Raw genomic sequence first — 16,944 nt, 5'->3', positions numbered from 1 at the left:
AATAGCCTCTCATGCGCACCATTCCGCCGATACCCATCGCAAGCTGGGAGTCGCGGCTCATGAACAGGAAATAGGGAGCCTGCGGATCCTGAAAACTTCGGAACTGGTCATAGTAGAAATTTTCAACAAGATTGCGGATTGAATCGGCCTGCGGGTCATCGCCCTGACCGAAGAAGATGATCTTGTGGTCATTGACGAGATTCTGATGACCCTCTTCGACCGGAGAGATAGCAGCCGCGCCGAGAGCGGTTGCAACCGTGAGGAAAAAAGCGGAAGTGCGAGTGATGAATTTCATGCGATGAAGTTTATTTTTGCTTTTTCTAACATTTCATGCCTCGGATCGGTTCGGAAACCGACGCGATTTTAACATTTCGGGAATAAAAAAATTGAAATGGATGTAACGTTGGGGCGGTTTTTCCGTCTATATAGTAAACGGACCCTTGAAGGTTACCGCAAAAACTGATGGACCGCAGCGAGTTTGAACGGATGGCCCCTCGGCTGAGGGAGCGCATTGTCAGCTTTGTTATCGGCATGTCGGCTGAGGCCGATTCCGATATGGCTGACGATGTGGCTCAAGACACGCTTTTGAAATTGTGGATGATGCGTGATAAGCTTGAGCAGTATCGCAGCATCGACTCGCTCGCATTCGTGATAGCGCGCAACCGGACTCTCGATCTTCTCCGCGGCTCCTACGGGACTTCGACAGTCGGGATGGAGCATGTCGGGCAGATGGCGGGAGGTATGTCGCCCGAAGAGTCGCTGATCGACTCGGAGGAGGCGGCGGGAGTAATGGAGATAATAGCCTCACTGCCGTCGGTTCAGCAGGCTGTCATCAGAATGAAGCACATCGAAGGGCTGGAAGTAGGTGAAATCGCCCGGATCACCGGCTCTACACCAGGCTCCATCCGGGTAGCGCTTTCAAGGGCCCGCCAGAATATAAAGGACATTTTTATGCAAAGACAATTATGATAGATATCAATCAGGACAATATCAGCAGTTACGTGACGCGCTTTCTTGCAGGAGAGACCGATTCGGCGGAGGAGAGAGCCCTGTATGACTATTTCAGCCACGGTCGTGTTCCGGCGGAGTTTGAATGCTATCGCGAAATGTTTGCATGGTATGGCTCTCTTGGAGGCTCGGCGCAGTCTGCCCGACCTGCCGGATTGCTGAGGTTCCGTCGGTGGCGGTGGCAGTGGACAGGGGTGGCTGCGACAGTGGCGCTCCTCTTGGGATTAGGCTTCATGTTCAGGGTCCAGACCGAGAGTCTGCCTGAGGAATACATGGCCTACGAGGGGAGCTATATCATCCGCAATGGCAAGAAGATCACCGATCTGCGTGTCGTTGTGCCTGAAATCCGGCGTAACGAGAAGCTTGTCAGCGAACGTCTCCAGCAACTCGATATGTCATTTGACGAGGCCGAGGATGCCTTTGACAGAGCGTTTATGGAGGAATTCGAAATGTCAGATCCGGAAGTGGCGGAGGTTGTCCAGGCCTCACTCCGCTACTGATGTCTGATTTTCACCTGCGGAATGCCGATTTTAACGATTGATATTCAACAACCTAATATCCCGGTAATATGAAATTTTTACGATATATTTCTTTGATCGTCGTGATGCTCACCTCACTTGGTGCGGCGGCTCAAAGTTCGATTGATGCTGCTATCGCCGCATTGCAGAAGTCAAAATCCGTGACTGACGAGATATTCTCCGAACGTCGTGACCCCAATACGCGCGCTGTCATCAGGTCAAGCCGGATGTTCAACTTCGACGATGACAAGATGGCGGAGAAGATCAAGGGAGCCATGAAGAAAGAGCGCTCAAAGGCGGTTGCCTTCCAGATGAAGACCACCAGCGGACAGGAGGTCTATTCGATCTCATTCGAAGACAACAAGAAGATGTTTACAAAATATGTCCTTATACGCCAGAAACATCGTGGCGGCTGGATTCTGTCGGTCGACAAATCCTTGCGTACTGCCAAAGACCGCAGTGACTGTGAGGCTTCTGACTCGATCTGGTTCGACAGCATGCCCGGAAGCGAGGATTTCGTCAGGCAGATGACCTATTGTCCCGGTTTTGCTGACTTTCCGGCTGCTGCAACTGTAACGGATGCTTGTCAGGGTACGACGGTCATTATTACTACTACTTCATCCACGGCCTTATAATTTTTTTGAGTCAGATATAGCGAAAACAGAAAGGACGCAAACGAGACAGTCTGTCGGTTTGCGTCCTTTGTCAGTATTGTTGCGGATGAGATCCGTATCAGGCTTGGGGTGCTCCGAGGGGCTTGGCTTCCCAGCCGAGAGCGCTTGCGCCAAGGACGGCTGCGTCAGCATCCTTGAGTTCGGAGAGGAGGATCTGCACTTTGCCCTTGAATGCAGGATACATGTTTTTCTCCATTGACTCGCGCAGCGGGCGGAGAAGCAGGTCGCCGGATTTGGCCAGACCGCCGAAGAGGATGATGGCCTGGGGCGAAGAGAAGACAGTGAATTCCGCAAAGGCTTCGCCGAGGATGTTGCCGGTATATTCGAAGATTTCGTTTGCGAGCTTGTCGCCGGCTACGGCTGCGTCATATACATCTTTCGAAGTGATCTCTTCGATGGGAATCGAGCGGAGTGCCGAAGGTTCGGTGCGGATTTCAAGGAATTCGCGGGCCGTGCGGGCCACACCCGATGCCGAGCAGTAGGCTTCAAGACAGCCTGTGCGACCGCAGCCGCAGAGACGACCGTTGTTGCGCTTCATGATCGTGTGGCCGAGTTCGCCGGCAAAGCCGTCGTGGCCGTAGACAAGCTGACCGTTGATGACGATGCCGCTGCCGACACCTGTTCCGAGAGTGATCATGATGAAATCCTTGAGACCGCGGGCGGCGCCGTAGGTCATCTCGCCGATTGCGGCGGCGTTGGCGTCGTTGGTGATGGCTACGGGGATTCCGAATTTCTCGCTCACCATCTGGGCCAGAGGCAGAGGAGTGGGCCAGGGAATGTTGACGAGTTTCTCGATCATTCCTGTATAATAGTTGGCGTTGGGTGCGCCGATGCCGATGCCGTGGACCTTGTCAACGGCGTCGTTGGCCACCAGCAGGCGGGTCACCTCATTGTAAAGTTCGTCAAGATAAGCGTTGATGTCAGCGTGTTTCAGAGTCTTGATAGAAGAACTGGCTATCACGACACCGCGGGCGTCGACAATGCCGAAGACTGTATTGGTACCGCCTATGTCGATACCCACAACGTATGGTTTGCTCATTGCGTTTAAGATTGGATTGGTTGAGTATAAGGATTAGACTTTTGAATTGATTTAAGCACAAAGATAAGACATTGAAGTGACTTAAACTTATTACGAAGTGTTAAAACTTATGCAAATTTTGTTGATTTTGTCAACGAGGGTGCGGCTATTGGAGCGTGATGAGTTTAAGACGCGGATCTTTGGCGCAAAATTCATGGAAATTTTCTAATTTTGTCATCTCATGGAAAATGAATTCGACATACACGACCGCGGCAGTGCCGACAAGGAGTTCGAAAGAGCGCTGCGCCCTTCATATTTCGACGGTTTCAACGGTCAGGAAAAGGTGGTTGAAAACCTCAAGGTGTTCGTGCAGGCCGCACGGATGCGAGGCGAGGCTCTTGACCATTTGTTGCTCTTCGGCCCTCCGGGGCTTGGAAAGACCACTCTCGCCGGCATCATCGCCAACGAGCTCGGTGTCAACTTCAAGGTTACTTCCGGTCCGGTTCTTGACAAACCGGGCGATCTGGCCGGGATTCTGACCTCGCTGGAGGAGAATGATGTGCTTTTTATCGACGAGATCCACCGGCTGAGCCGCGTGGTTGAGGAGTATCTCTATTCCGCGATGGAGGACTACCGGATAGACATCATGATCGACAAGGGCCCCGGCGCCCGTTCTGTCCAGCTGTCGCTTTCGCCGTTTACGCTTGTCGGCGCCACAACCCGTTCAGGAATGCTGACGGCCCCGATGCGCGCCCGCTTCGGCATCAACTGCCATCTGGAATATTACAGTCATGAAGTGCTCGAACGGATCATCCTGCGCTCTGCGGCGCTCCTCGGAGTGAAGTGCAGCGCCGAGGCGGCCCACGAAATCGCCATGCGCAGCCGCGGGACCCCCCGAATAGCCAATTCGCTCTTGCGGCGTGTGCGCGACTTCGCCCAGGTCAAGGGCACCGGCGAGATTGATCTGGAGATTGCCCGTTTTGCGCTGGAAGCTCTCAACATCGACCGATACGGACTTGACGAGATGGACCACAAGCTGCTGCTGACCATGATCCATAAGTTTGAAGGCGGACCGGTCGGACTTTCCACGATTGCGACAGCCATCGGCGAGGAGCAGGACACCATCGAGGAGGTCTACGAGCCTTTCCTCATCATGGAAGGCTTCCTGCGGCGCACTCCGCGCGGACGCGAGGTCACATCGCTTGCCTACACTCATCTTCACCTCAATCCGCCGACGGCGATGGGCTCGCTGTTCTGAGGACAAATTCCGTCCTGACTCTTCAAAAATAACTCCAATTGAGAGGTCGCTTTATTGAACACCCCTCGCAACAGTCACTTATCACTGCAAAAAAATGGCAGGAATCAAATCGCTGGCCAAAGATACGGCTATCTATGGACTGAGCAGCATCATCGGACGCTTCCTCAACTGGTGTCTTGTGCCGCTCTACACCCGCATGTTTCCCGCGGCTGAATACGGCCTCGTCACCTTAATATATTCTATCGTCGCACTGGCGCTGATCATTCTGACCTACGGAATGGAGACCGGATTCTTCCGCTTCGCCAACCATGAGCGCTACAAGGATCCGATGGAGGTCTACTCGACCTCGCTGACCTCGCTTGCGGTCAGTTCGACGGCGTTCATGGCGCTGGTCTTTGCAATGCTCGGCCCGATCAGTGAGGCCGTCCACTGCGGAGGCAATGAAAGTTATGTGGTCATGATGGCCCTGACGGTTGCCATCGACGCTTTCTGCTGTCTACCCTTCTCCTATCTGCGTTTCCGCAAACGCCCCATGCGTTTCGCGCTGTTGCGTCTGGTCAACATCGGACTCAACATCGGGCTTAACCTCTTCTTCATTCTGATCTGTCCCTGGCTGTGGACCCAGGCGCCGGGGTGGATCGCGTGGTTCTATGATCCTGATTTCGGAATCGGCTATATCTTCATGGCCAATCTTGTCAGCTCGGCTGTCACCATGATCCTTCTGCTGCCCGAACTCCGCGGATTCAGATGGCGGTTCAATCCGCGTCTGTGGCGAGAGATGATCGCCTATTCGGCACCGCTCCTGGTGCTCGGAGTGGCAGGAATCATGAACAGTACGCTCTATTCGATCCTTTTCCCGGAACTTTACCCTGACAAGGCCGAGGCGATGTCGCAGCTTGGCATCTACGGGGCCAATATCAAGATAGCCATTGTGATGGTCATGTTCATCCAGGCCTTCCGCTTCGCCTACGAGCCGTTTATCTTTGCAAAAGCCAAGGACAAGGGTGAAGACCGGATGCAAAGCTACCGCGACGCTATGAAATATTTTGTCATCTTCGCGATGGTCATCTTTCTTGCGGTGATGTTCTATCTCGATATTCTGCGGCTCTTCATAGCCGAGAGCTATTTCAGCGGTCTGAAGGTGGTGCCGATCGTCATGATCGCGGAGTTTTTCTTCGGAATCTTCTTCAATCTCTCGCTCTGGTACAAGCTCACCGACAAGACGGTCTGGGGAATGTGGTTCTCGCTGCTGGGACTGGCGGTCACGGTGGCGCTCAACGTCGTGCTCGTCCCGCGCTACGGCTACATGGGCTGCGCCTGGGCTTCGTTTGCCTGCTATGGGACCATGATGGCCGTAAGCTATTTTGTCGGGCTGGTGAAATTTCCGATCGGCTATCAGGTGTCGCGTCTGGTGTTCTACTTCGTCAGTGCCATCGTCCTGTGGTTCTTTGCCGAGCTGATAGCCTTCGGGCATCGCCCGTGGCTCAACATGATCATCCGCACCCCCTTGCTCGTCGGCTACATACTGATGGCCATGCGTATCGAACGCATCCGCCTGAAAGATCTGCTACCCCGCCGCGGCTGATGATGACGCCCCTGAGGCTATCCTGAGGCATAACAGGATCTAATTCAGAGAGACCTGAAGGACGGAGGAAAATTTTTGTTTGTCCGAATGGTGAAAAAACGCTAACTTTGCAGACGCATAAAAGTGCATTTAATCCAATCTGATGAGCAAAGAAGATGTAACACACCGCGGAGTGATCGAATCGGTAGGCGCTGATTCGCTGACGATTCGGACCGAAGAAGCGTGTAAATGTGACGGATGCGCCATCACCGCCCTCTGCAACACCAAGGGAGGCGGACATGAGCTTCTGACCATAGACACACCTCAGGCGCCGGATTTTGCGCCCGGCGAACGCGTTGAGGTCACAGCGACTTCAGGCTCCACATTGCGTGCCACATGGTGGGCGCTGATCCTTCCGACGTTGGTGTTCGGAGGTTCGGTGGTCGGTCTGCGGCTCGGATTTCCGAATCTCGGCGGCTGGTCGCTCGCAATCGGGTTTGCCATGCTGATGTTTTACGATCTGTTTCTCTACCGGTATCGCCGGCAGCTGGCTCAGAAAATCAGCTGGAAAGTGACACGTCTTTGAGATGTGTCGTCCGATAGCGGCTGCTTTGCCTCGGATGGATTTGCATGTTGACAACTTAATATTGGAATCTGATTAAAATATATCTGTTATACAGACTCTTATAATTTTTTACCATGAATGTTGTAGTAACTTCCATTATTGTTCTTGGGGTTATCGGAATTGTGGGCGCCGCAGTGCTCTACGTAGTAGCCAAGCGCTTTCATGTCCAGGAAGATCCCCGCATTGACCAAGTTGAAGCCCTTCTGCCCGGAGCTAACTGTGGCGGTTGCGGACGTAGCGGATGTCGAGACTTTGCAGCCGCCTGTGTTGGCGCAGACACTCTCGACGGTCTTTCCTGCCCCGCATCAGGAAGCGCTGTCATGAAGCAGATCGGAGAAATCGTAGGCTTGGCTGCCGCTGAGTCAAAACCGAAGATAGCCGTGCTCAAATGTAACGGCACCTGTGACCTGCGTCCGCAGGTGGCGCGTTTCGAGGGTGCTCCCTCATGTGCCGTGCTTGCTACGCTCGGTGCCGGCGAATCAGCTTGTCCCAACGGATGTCTCGGCTGTGGCGACTGTGTGACCGCCTGTCCTTACGGCGCGATGAAAATGAATCTCGAAACCGGCTTGCCCGAAGTCATCGAAGACAAGTGTGTGGGCTGTGGCGCCTGTGTCAAGGCCTGCCCCCGCTCGGTCATCGAACTCCGCTTCAAGGGTCCGCGCGGCATGAGAGTCTACGTAGCCTGCTCCAACAAGGAAAAAGGCGCGCTTGCGATGAAAGAATGTAAGGTTGCCTGCATCGGCTGCTCGAAGTGTGCCAAGGAGTGTACACACGAAGCCATCACCATTGCGAACAACCTTTCATATATCGACTACGAGAAGTGCAAGCTTTGCCGCAAGTGTGTGGATGTCTGCCCGACCCATGCTATCCATGCAGTGAACTTCCCCGTGAAGAAGGCCGCTCCTGCCGCAGAAGCCAAACCTGTGGCCGCCGCAGCGAAACCTAAAACCGAAGAAACCCCCGCTTGAAACCATGAAACTCCATACGTTTAAAATTGGCGGCATTCATCCCGCCGAAAACAAGATAGCGGCAGGCAAGCCGATTGAAAACATGCCACTCCCCGTCGAGGTTGTACTTCCGGTTGCACAGCACATCGGTGCCCCGGCAAAACCAATAGTCAAGAAAGGCGACAAGGTAAAGCGCGGCGACATGGTGGCCGAGCCGGGTGGTTTTGTCTCCGCACCCATCCACACTCCGATCTCCGGAACCGTGGTGAAGATCGACGTCTGCCGCAATCCTCAGGGACTTCCGGTCGAGGCCATCTACATCAAGAGCGACGAAGCAGACCGCGAGGCTGACGCGCAGGCTCTCCAGCAGCGTGAGACTCCGGCCCGCAGCGAAGCCGAACTTGCAGCCCTCGACGGCAAAGCCATAATCGACATCATCAAGAACGCAGGTATCGTCGGTCTCGGTGGTGCGACCTTCCCCTGCCACGTAAAACTCTCGCCCCCTCCCGGATCCAAGGCTGAGGTAGTCATCATCAACGCAGCAGAGTGTGAGCCCTGTCTGTCATGTGACGATATGCTCATGCGCGAGAATCCCCGCGAGATCGTCAAAGGTGTCAGCCTTCTGATGAAAGCCGCAGGTGTCAGCCGCGGTGTGATCGCAGTCGAAAACAACAAGCCCGAAGCCATCGAGGCCCTCACCCAGGCAGCCTCGACAGTGTCGGGAATCGAAGTGATGCCCATGAAGGTGAAATATCCTCAGGGCGGTGAAAAGCAGCTCATCGAGGCAGTCATCGGCAAGGAAGTGCCGTCGGGCGGTCTTCCTATCGCCACCGGCGCCATCGTTCAGAACGTGGCCACAGCCTATGCCGTCTACCGTGCTGTTGTGCTCGGCGAACCGCTCATGGACCGTGTGCTCACCCTCCACGACGGCAACAACGGACGCAATCTCCGTGTGCCTTTCGGAACGATTCTCGCAACTCTCACCGAAGGTCTGGAAGAGCCTGAAAAGATCATCATCGGCGGTCCTATGATGGGCCGTACAGCCTCCACGCTCCAGACACCGATGATCAAAGGCACTTCGGGAATCCTTCTTGACAAGCGCTATGCCCACCGCCGTCCGGTTGAAAACTGTATCCGCTGCGGACGCTGTTCAGACGCCTGCCCGATGGGCCTCGAACCCTTCCTGCTCGCAACCCTCTCGCGTCTGAAAGAATGGGATGAGGTAGAAACCCACAAGGTTGCCAACTGTATCGAGTGCGGCTCATGCAGCTACGCCTGTCCCGCTTCGCGTCCTGTGGCAGACTATGTCCGCCTCGGCAAGCAGAAAGTGATGGCAGCGATGAGAGCCCGCGCCGCCGCAAAAAAAGCGTGATTCGCCACAGGCTGACGCAGCTTTTCGCGGATTGCCTGCAAATAAGATTTAAAAATGTGCCGGATTTTTCGTCCGGCACGTTTTTTTACTCTGATAATTCGGCAAATATCCGTATCTTTGCACCAAGAGATCATAGGTTGTTATTAAACAACCTTTTATAATAACATAACCATTAAACATAGCTCATAATGACCCACATTTCAGACCGCGTGCAGGCGCTCGCACCATCGGCCACACTGGCCATGTCGCAAAAAAGCAACGAGCTCAAAGCTCAGGGAGTCGATGTGATCAATCTTTCAGTCGGCGAACCCGATTTCGAAACTCCGGCCCATATCAAGGATGCCGCCAAACGTGCCATTGACGAGAATTTCACTTTCTACACTCCGGTGCCCGGCTACATGTCGCTGCGCAAGGCCGTGTCCGAGAAGCTCTCGCGTGAAAACGGTGTCAGCTATGCTCCTGAGCAGATCGTGGTGTCAAACGGTGCCAAGCAGGCACTCTGCAATGTGATCCTCGCCTCAATCAATCCCGGCGATGAGGTGATTATCCCCATGCCGGCATGGGTAAGCTATGTCGAGATGGTGAAACTCGCAGGCGGAACAACCGTCGAGGTTCAGGCCGATATCAATCAGGATTTCAAGATCACTCCCGCACAGCTCGAAGCTGCCATCACTCCGGCCACACGCATGATCCTTCTGTGCTCGCCCTCCAATCCGACCGGCAGCATCTACTCGCGTGAAGAGCTTCAGGGACTTGTCTCTGTGCTTGCAAAGCATCCGCAGATCCTCGTGCTTGCCGATGAGATCTACGAACACATCAACTTCACCGGATCCTTCACCTCGCTTGCCTCATTCCCTGAAATCGCTGACCGCACCATCATCATCAACGGTGTTTCCAAGGCCTATGCCATGACCGGATGGCGTATCGGCTATTGCGCCGCTCCCCAGTGGCTTGCAAAGGCCGTCACCAAACTCCAGGGTCAGTACACATCGAATGCCTCTTCGATTGCCCAAAAGGCTGCCGAAGCCGCCTATAACGGTCCGCAGGGCTGCATCGCAGAGATGAACAAGGCGTTTGAGCGCCGCCGCAACCTTGTGGTGGAACTCGCTTCGCAGATCCCCGGTCTGAAAGTCAATCGTCCGCAGGGCGCGTTCTATCTGTTCCCCGAAGTCAGCGCCTACGTCGGAAAGACCACTCCTGAAGGCCAGACAATCAGCTCGTCCGCCGACCTGGCAATGTATCTCCTTGAGAAAGGCCATGTGGCCACAGTCGACGGCGGCGCATTCGGCATGGAAGGCTACATCCGCCTGAGCTATGCCACTTCCGACGACAATCTCCGCGAAGCCATGCGCCGTATCGCCGAGACTCTCGCGACTCTGAAATAAATCCACAATCCCTATATCCTCTCCGTTGAAAAAATAATTGAAAATGGACTTCATAGACGAACTCTCGTGGCGTGGCATGATCCATCAGATGATGCCCGGCACTGATGAGCAACTTAAGAAAGAAATGACAACGGCCTACCTGGGCATTGACCCGACGGCCGACTCCCTTCATATCGGCCACCTTGTCGGTGTGATGATGCTTAAACACTTCCAGCGTGCAGGCCACAAGCCTATCGCTCTCGTCGGCGGTGCCACAGGCATGATCGGCGACCCCTCGATGAAAAGCCAGGAACGCAAACTTCTCGATGAAGAAACCCTCCGCCACAATCAGGAGGCCATCAAGAAGCAGCTTTCAAAATTCCTTGACTTCGACTCTGACGCGCCCAATGCCGCCGAAATGGTCAACAACTACGACTGGATGAAGAATTTCAGCTTCCTTGACTTCATCCGCGATGTCGGCAAACACATCACGGTCAACTATATGATGGCCAAGGATTCGGTGAAGAAGCGTCTGAGCGGCGAATCGCAGCAGGGCATGTCGTTCACGGAGTTCTCCTACCAGCTTTGCCAGGGCTATGACTTCCTCCATCTCTACAAGGAGAAGAACTGCCGTCTTCAGCTCGGCGGTTCCGACCAGTGGGGCAACATCACAACCGGCACCGAGCTTATCCGCCGTACAGCCGGCGGTGAGGCCTATGCGCTGACTTGCCCGCTGATCACAAAGGCCGACGGAGGTAAATTCGGCAAGACCGAGAGCGGCAACGTGTGGCTGGATCCCCGCTATACCTCGCCCTACAAATTCTATCAGTTCTGGCTCAATGTCTCCGATGCCGACGCCGAGAAATATATCAAGATCTTCACCGAACTGACCCGTGAGGAAGTCGCCGCCCTCGTCGAGGAGCAGGCCCAGAATCCCGGTGCACGTCCCTTGCAGAAGCGTCTTGCCAAGGAGATCACCACAATGGTACACTCAGCCGAGGACTATGAGGCCGCAGTAGAGGCTTCGCAGATCCTTTTCAGCAACCATGCGGGCGAGACTCTGCGCAAGATCGACGAGGCCACGCTGCTTGCAGTGATGGAAGGTGTGCCCCAGTTCGAAGTACCCCGCTCGGCAATCAGCGAGGGCATGAAACTTGCCGATCTTCTGACCGAAACCGCCGCAGTCTTCCCCTCCAAGGGCGAGATGCGCAAGATGGTCCAGGGAGGCGGTGTCAGCATCAACAAGGAAAAGATCTCTGATCCCTATGCTCCTGTTACTGCCGACATGCTGCTCAACGACAAGTACATCCTCGTTCAGCGCGGCAAGAAGAACTACTTCCTGCTCCACGTGACTGACTGACGATAGCCACACCGGATTATATACAAACGAACACGCCGCCTGGTCTGAACCGGGCGGCGTGTTCCGTTTATACGGATGCCCCATATATAGGGGGATAGTATAATATAGGTGTAAAAAATAAAAACCGGTATGGTGTCGGGGTCATCGCGACTTTGCACCATACCGTTTAAACAATAGCATTCAATTAAAATAGATTACAAGGAGCCATCTATATAGCTAACCATTATTGTCCAAATGTTTTTATCTGTTATTCTCGTATAATTATCTGTATGCAAAATTACAACATCATATACCCCTTTGCCATACCTAAATTTGAGTAATTTCCTGATTTTTGGACTCCTGATCTAATTGATTTCAATTAGATCGCTGTGTCGGAAGGCCTGTTTCAAGGGAGATTCCGACAGATTTCATGAGGGCTGATTTCCGGTTCCGACCTGCTTTTTGGATGGCTGATCCCGGAGTTTTTCAGTAAATTAGTGCGGGAATTTATGGCTGATTGTAAAATTATCTCTCCGGATGCTTGCGGATTCGAATAAAAGTCGTACCTTTGCAGCCGGGTAAGTCCTACACGACCAGCTCCCTGAGAACTCCGCCAGGTCTTGATCGAAGCAACGGTATCAGGTTGTAGCGGTGCGATGTAGTAAGCTTACCCTTTTTTCGTGCCCTTTTCAGAACTTCACCACCATTTCAGCACACACCTTATCTCCTGCGCCCGGAGCGATTACTGCTCCCTGGTGGTAGAAATATTTCTCATAACTCAGGCGCAGATCACAACGTACAAATTTGTAGATATAGCTCAAAGTGCCTCCGACTGTCACACGGTTGCGAGCATCAAAATTGGTTGTGAGCAAGCCATCTTCGTTGCGAAGGCCGTCGCTGTATGCCGTCATGCCGTCGAATCGGGCCTGGACCGATGCGCGGTTGAACACTCCGGCCTTTACGGGAAATCCATAATCGGCGAAGATGTTGTAGCCGTGGGCGGCTTTGTGGGCGTTGTTGGTGTAATGTTTGTTGATATATTCGCCTTCCAGAGTCAGCTCGCCGTGGGTCCAGGTGACGGATCCGGACAGAGAGTTGATGCGAATGGAGTCAGGAATGAGGGTTTCGGCTCCGGCGGCGATTTTTACCTCTCCGATTGTGTAGAGTGCCTTTCCGGCAAATGCCATCTGCTTGACCCACACGTTATGGTCGCCCATGGCTGTCGGGTTGAAAGCACCTGCCTCAAGTGTCAGTCGTGAGATGGCGCTCGTCGGCAGTGCATAGCTGAGTTTTGCGCCGACTCCACGCACGTTGTTTATTGTCCCCCCGATGAACGAGCGGTTTGAGAATATGTAGTTGCCTGGTCCGCGGAAGCAGTCTGTGCCGAACGGCAGACGGAACTGGCCGGCCTGAAGCTTGAGATCCTTGGTGAGATCCACGCGTCCCCACGCATCGAGGATCTTCATTTTTCCGCGATCGCAGAAGTCAGTCTGGATATAGTAGTGGACAGGAGGGGCTATGGCGCCGGATATTGCAACACGGGCGTTGCGCACCTGAAAGCGACTTGCGCCGCTCTTGGTTTCCATCTCCCAGCGGGCGCGGATTGCACCGTTGATCTTCGGGACAAGGTCAACTTTGTCTTTAGGAGCTTCCTCTGTCTTTTCTTCAGCCGCGATGGCGGATTGGAAAATCATTGAGACTGCAAGGAGAGAGAGGAGAAAACGGAATGGGCGGAAGGATGATGTCATGATGGGAGTATGGGCCGGAATGGCCTGTCTGTTGGGATGATTCTTAGTGGTTTTTAATATAGTTCGTTGTTTAACAACAATAGTTAAAATCTGAGCGAAAGTTTTGAGGTGAATATGGCTCCTTTCTCATTTACAACAATTTATCTAAAAGATACACCACTCAGATTTTAACTCTTGTTTTAAACAACGACCTCTTAGATGTTTTTTGTTTCTTTACATTGCCAGGGCAATGTTGTTTTCGGCTGCAATACGGCGCATGTTCATGATGGCGTAGCGCATGCGTCCGAGAGCTGTGTTGATGCTTACGGATGTGGCTTCGGCGATCTCCTTGAATGACATGTTGCGGTAGAAGCGCATCACGAGCACTTCGCGTTGCGGGTCGGGAAGCGCCATGACGATGCGGCGCAGGTCTTCGTCGATCTGGGTGCTGACGATGGCGTCCTCGATGTTGCCTTCGCAGAGGTCACGCCGGTTGAGCACATCGCATCCTTCGTCGTCGGCGGAAACGGCGTTTTCCATCTTTTCCTGGCGGAAGTAGTCGATGATCAGATTATGGGCTATGCGAGTGAGCCAGCCGGAAAACTTGCCGTGTTCGGTGTAGCGTCCCTGCTTTATGGTCATGATGGCCTTGACGAAAGTCTCCTGGAAGATGTCGTCGGCAATATCCTTGTTTTTTACAATGTGGAATATGTAGGAATAGACTTTTTGCTGATGACGTTCAAGCAATACGTCAAAAGCGTCATTGTTGTCATTGGCATAAGCGGCAACCAGATCGCGGTCGGCGAGCTTTGACAGATTTTGCATTGTTTTCTCGTTTGATTGGTTAGAGTAGCAATGTTCAATAGGCGACAAATTTTGATTAAAAAATGTTAAAATAAAGGCGGCGTACAATAAAACCGTATTTCCTATGGCAAATTTATCAAAAAAGCATCATACCTACAATCTAATTGACATACTTTAACCAGTGTTATTCTCTATTTCACACAATAATATCTACGAATTCAGGTTATATTATATTTAACTGTTAGAGGTTGTTTAAAAAGCAAATCCGGCTACTCTCACGAGTAACCGGATTTTTTAACCTATGATTCACTTATTATTTGCTTTGATAGATGTCTTTCGTTTCCGGTCACACTCCGTCGCATCCGGACTTCTGTCCTGTGGTCGCACCCGGAGTGTGAATGCGGTGCAAAGATAATATCTAATTTCGATTTTAGTCTCTGACTGACTATAAAATCGGTCGGTAAAAACGGCGGTTTAACAATTTTTACTGAACTGATGGCTTCAGGTAACTATTCAGCGATTCAAACAGCTTGATTGCAAGCAAGTTGTAGTAGGATGCCCCCGGAGCATCCGCCGGTTTTATGGTTCATCAACCTCGTTTTCGGATGCTCCATGGTGCATCCCTACCCTGATAATGAGGCTCTTAGGTTGGCAATATTCGCTGAATAGTCACTCTTATTGTTGTCAGGCACCTTCTTATTTTCCGCCTGCGGTTTTCAGCTCACCGCCTTTGGCGCTTTCAGCTTTCGGTGCGAGTCCGCGGTTGCGCAGAAGGGCATCGACTGAGGGTTCGTGGCCGCGGAAACGCACAAAGAGTTCCATCGGGTCTTCGCTGCCGCCTTTTTCAAGAACGTTTTCCTTGAAGGCTTTTGCGGTTGCGGGATCGAAGACTCCCTTTTCGCTGAAGAGTTCGAAGCCGTCGGTGTCAAGCACTTCGGCCCAGAGATAGGTGTAGTAGCCTGACGCATAGCCGTCGCTGCCGAAGACGTGTTTGAAGTAGGGTGAGCGGTAGCGGTAGGCGATCTGACGGGGCATGTTGAGTTTTTCGGCAACCTGCTTTTCAAAGAGGTCTACGTCGATCACGTCGCCTTCAGCCGGGTTGAGCATACCCCATTCGAGGTCAAGCAGAGAGGCGCCGGCAAGCTCGGTGGTTGTGAAGCCCTGGTTGTGGGTCGATGCGGCCTGGAGCTTGTTGATGAGGCTTTCGGGGATGACTTCGCCGGTCTTGTAGTGGAAAGCGAATTCTTTCAGCAGTTCGGGTTCCATCGCCCAGTGTTCGGTGATCTGCGAGGGGAGTTCCACAAAGTCGCGGTCAACGTTTGTTCCGGCCTGGCTGCGGAGTTTTGCGCGGGTCAGCATTCCGTGGAGTCCGTGGCCGAATTCATGGAACATGGTTTCGACTTCGTCAACGGTGAGCAGAGCCGGGGTGTCGCCGGTGGGGCGGGTGAAGTTGCCGACGTTGTAGACGATCGGGCGTCCCACGGTGCCGTCAGGATCTTCAAACGAGCCTTTGAATTCGCTCATCCATGCGCCCTGGCGCTTTGAGGGGCGGGGGAAGTAGTCGGTCATGAAGACGGCCACGTGTTCGCCCTTGGTGTCTTTGACTTCATAGACTTTGACTTCGGGGTGGTATTTCGGGGCGTCGGGGAGTTCGGTGAATGTCACGCCGTAGAGACGTTCAGCAAGTGAGAAGATGCCTTTGCGGACATTTTCAAGAGAGAAATAGGCGCTGACTTCGTTTTCGTCAAGCTCGAATTTCTTCTGGCGGAGTTTCTCGGCATAGTAATAATAGTCCCAGGGTTCGATTTCGAAATTGCCGCCTTCGCTGCGGACATATTCCTGCATTTCGGCAACTTCTTCGCGGGCACGTGCGGTTGCGGGTTCCCAGATCTTCAGAAGGAGGTTCTTGGCTGCTTCGGGAGTCTTGGCCATGACGTTGTCGGTCATGTAGGAAGCGTAGTTGTCGAAGCCGAGGAGTTTGGCTTTTGCTGCGCGGACCTTGACGATCTCGCCGATCACCGGACGGTTGTCATGAGGCGCTTCGGAGGCAAGTTTCATGTAGCCTTCATACATTTTCCGGCGCAGGTCGCGGTTGTCGGCGTATTTGAGCAGGGGCAGACGGCTGGGTGCATGAAGCGTGAAGACCCACTTGCCGTTTTTGCCACGGTTGTCGGCCTCTGTTGCGGCTGTGGCCACGAGTCCGGCAGAGAGTCCGGCCAGTTCGGCCTTGTTGTCCACCACAAGTTCGAAGCTGTTGGTCGAGTTGAGAAGGTTGCGGTTGAACTGGAGATAGAGGCGGGTCAGGTCGTTGTTGATTGTCTTGAGTTTGTCCTTGTCGGCGGCTGAAAGCAGGGCGCCGTTGCGGGTGAAGCTCTTGTAGGAAAGCTCGATGGCGCGTTTTTCAGGACCGCTGAGGTTGAGCTTGTCGCGGCGGTCATAGAGGTATTTGACACGCTGGAAGAGCTTGTCGTTCATCGAGATCTCGTCCGAGGCGGCTGCGGCCATCGGATAGGCTTTCTCCGAGATGGCTGTCATGCGGTCGTTGTTGTCGGTCTCGTCGAGCGATCCGAATACGAGCATCACACGCTGGAGCAGAGCGCCGCTCTTTTCCATTGCGAGGATGGTGTTTTCGAACGTCGGGGTGGCCGGGTTGTTGGCGATCGCTTCGATTTCTTTTTTCTGCTCGGCTATGCCCTGCTCGATTGCGGGGAGATAGTCGTCATAGC

At 53.4% G+C, this 16,944-nt stretch carries 14 protein-coding genes, 1 other RNA gene and 1 pseudogene; 11 read left to right on the top strand and 5 right to left on the bottom strand.

Going from position 1 to position 16,944, the window contains the following annotated elements; translation table 11 throughout:
• Positions 1–295, bottom strand: a pseudogene (locus K2H17_RS09655) (hypothetical protein); the annotation flags it as partial.
• A 167-nt stretch (positions 296–462) separates the two neighbouring features.
• On the opposite strand from K2H17_RS09655, the gene K2H17_RS09650 reads away from it, so the two are divergent.
• The 3 genes from K2H17_RS09650 to K2H17_RS09640 all read left to right on the top strand — a co-directional run bounded on the left by K2H17_RS09650 (position 463) and on the right by K2H17_RS09640 (position 2,161).
• Complete coding sequence (locus tag K2H17_RS09650; protein WP_300134144.1) at positions 463–969, top strand: sigma-70 family RNA polymerase sigma factor; 507 nt, start codon at positions 463–465, stop codon at positions 967–969.
• The gene (locus K2H17_RS09645; RefSeq protein ID WP_300134142.1) at positions 966–1,508 is read left to right on the top strand and encodes a hypothetical protein; all 543 of its coding nucleotides are present in this window, start codon (positions 966–968) and stop codon (positions 1,506–1,508) included. The genes K2H17_RS09650 and K2H17_RS09645 overlap by 4 nt, the downstream gene beginning before the upstream one ends.
• Positions 1,509–1,576: 68 nt before the next feature.
• Positions 1,577–2,161 carry a DUF5024 domain-containing protein gene (locus K2H17_RS09640; protein WP_300134139.1) on the top strand — a complete coding sequence of 195 codons (585 nt, stop codon included), beginning with the start codon at positions 1,577–1,579 and terminating at the stop codon, positions 2,159–2,161.
• A gap of 97 nt (positions 2,162–2,258) precedes the next feature.
• Here K2H17_RS09640 and K2H17_RS09635 read toward each other — a convergent pair whose 3' ends face one another.
• Positions 2,259–3,239: an ROK family protein gene (locus K2H17_RS09635; RefSeq protein ID WP_300134136.1), complete on the bottom strand. Its 981-nt coding sequence runs from the start codon at positions 3,237–3,239 to the stop codon at positions 2,259–2,261.
• A gap of 220 nt (positions 3,240–3,459) precedes the next feature.
• Here K2H17_RS09635 and ruvB point away from each other — a divergent pair, with 220 nt between their 5' ends.
• The 8 genes from ruvB (at position 3,460) to ffs (ending at position 12,363) form a co-directional block, all read left to right on the top strand.
• Positions 3,460–4,476: a Holliday junction branch migration DNA helicase RuvB gene (gene ruvB / locus K2H17_RS09630; protein ID WP_300134133.1), complete on the top strand. Its 1,017-nt coding sequence runs from the start codon at positions 3,460–3,462 to the stop codon at positions 4,474–4,476.
• Between the two features lie 94 nt (positions 4,477–4,570).
• Positions 4,571–6,061, top strand: coding sequence for an oligosaccharide flippase family protein (locus K2H17_RS09625; RefSeq protein WP_300134131.1), 1,491 nt, complete (start codon positions 4,571–4,573; stop codon positions 6,059–6,061).
• Positions 6,062–6,203: 142 nt separating this feature from the next.
• Positions 6,204–6,626, top strand: a complete 423-nt coding sequence (locus tag K2H17_RS09620; protein ID WP_300134129.1) for a SoxR reducing system RseC family protein — start codon at positions 6,204–6,206, stop codon at positions 6,624–6,626.
• 113 nt (positions 6,627–6,739) lie between these two features.
• A complete protein-coding gene (locus K2H17_RS09615; RefSeq protein WP_300134127.1) occupies positions 6,740–7,633 on the top strand; it encodes an RnfABCDGE type electron transport complex subunit B in 894 nt (297 codons plus the stop codon).
• 4 nt (positions 7,634–7,637) lie between these two features.
• The gene (gene rsxC / locus K2H17_RS09610; protein ID WP_300134125.1) at positions 7,638–8,984 is read left to right on the top strand and encodes an electron transport complex subunit RsxC; all 1,347 of its coding nucleotides are present in this window, start codon (positions 7,638–7,640) and stop codon (positions 8,982–8,984) included.
• A gap of 188 nt (positions 8,985–9,172) precedes the next feature.
• Positions 9,173–10,369 carry a pyridoxal phosphate-dependent aminotransferase gene (locus K2H17_RS09605; RefSeq protein ID WP_300134123.1) on the top strand — a complete coding sequence of 399 codons (1,197 nt, stop codon included), beginning with the start codon at positions 9,173–9,175 and terminating at the stop codon, positions 10,367–10,369.
• A gap of 43 nt (positions 10,370–10,412) precedes the next feature.
• Positions 10,413–11,708, top strand: a complete 1,296-nt coding sequence (tyrS, locus tag K2H17_RS09600; protein ID WP_300134122.1) for a tyrosine--tRNA ligase — start codon at positions 10,413–10,415, stop codon at positions 11,706–11,708.
• 555 nt (positions 11,709–12,263) lie between these two features.
• Positions 12,264–12,363: signal recognition particle sRNA small type (gene ffs, locus K2H17_RS09595), an RNA gene on the top strand.
• A 13-nt stretch (positions 12,364–12,376) separates the two neighbouring features.
• On the opposite strand, the gene K2H17_RS09590 is transcribed toward ffs, so the two are convergent.
• The 3 genes from K2H17_RS09590 to K2H17_RS09580 form a co-directional block, all read right to left on the bottom strand.
• Positions 12,377–13,381 (bottom strand): porin, encoded by a 1,005-nt coding sequence (locus K2H17_RS09590; protein ID WP_300134120.1) that lies wholly within the window; start codon positions 13,379–13,381, stop codon positions 12,377–12,379.
• Positions 13,382–13,648: 267 nt separating this feature from the next.
• Positions 13,649–14,239, bottom strand: a complete 591-nt coding sequence (locus K2H17_RS09585) for a sigma-70 family RNA polymerase sigma factor (protein ID WP_300134118.1) — start codon at positions 14,237–14,239, stop codon at positions 13,649–13,651.
• 675 nt (positions 14,240–14,914) lie between these two features.
• Positions 14,915–16,944 (bottom strand): M3 family metallopeptidase (locus K2H17_RS09580; RefSeq protein ID WP_300134116.1); only part of this gene is annotated, 2,030 nt, incomplete at its 5' end.

The organism is Duncaniella sp., assembly GCF_029054785.1.
Taxonomy (GTDB): domain Bacteria; phylum Bacteroidota; class Bacteroidia; order Bacteroidales; family Muribaculaceae; genus Duncaniella.
This window is presented reverse-complemented; position numbering and strand designations above follow the sequence as displayed.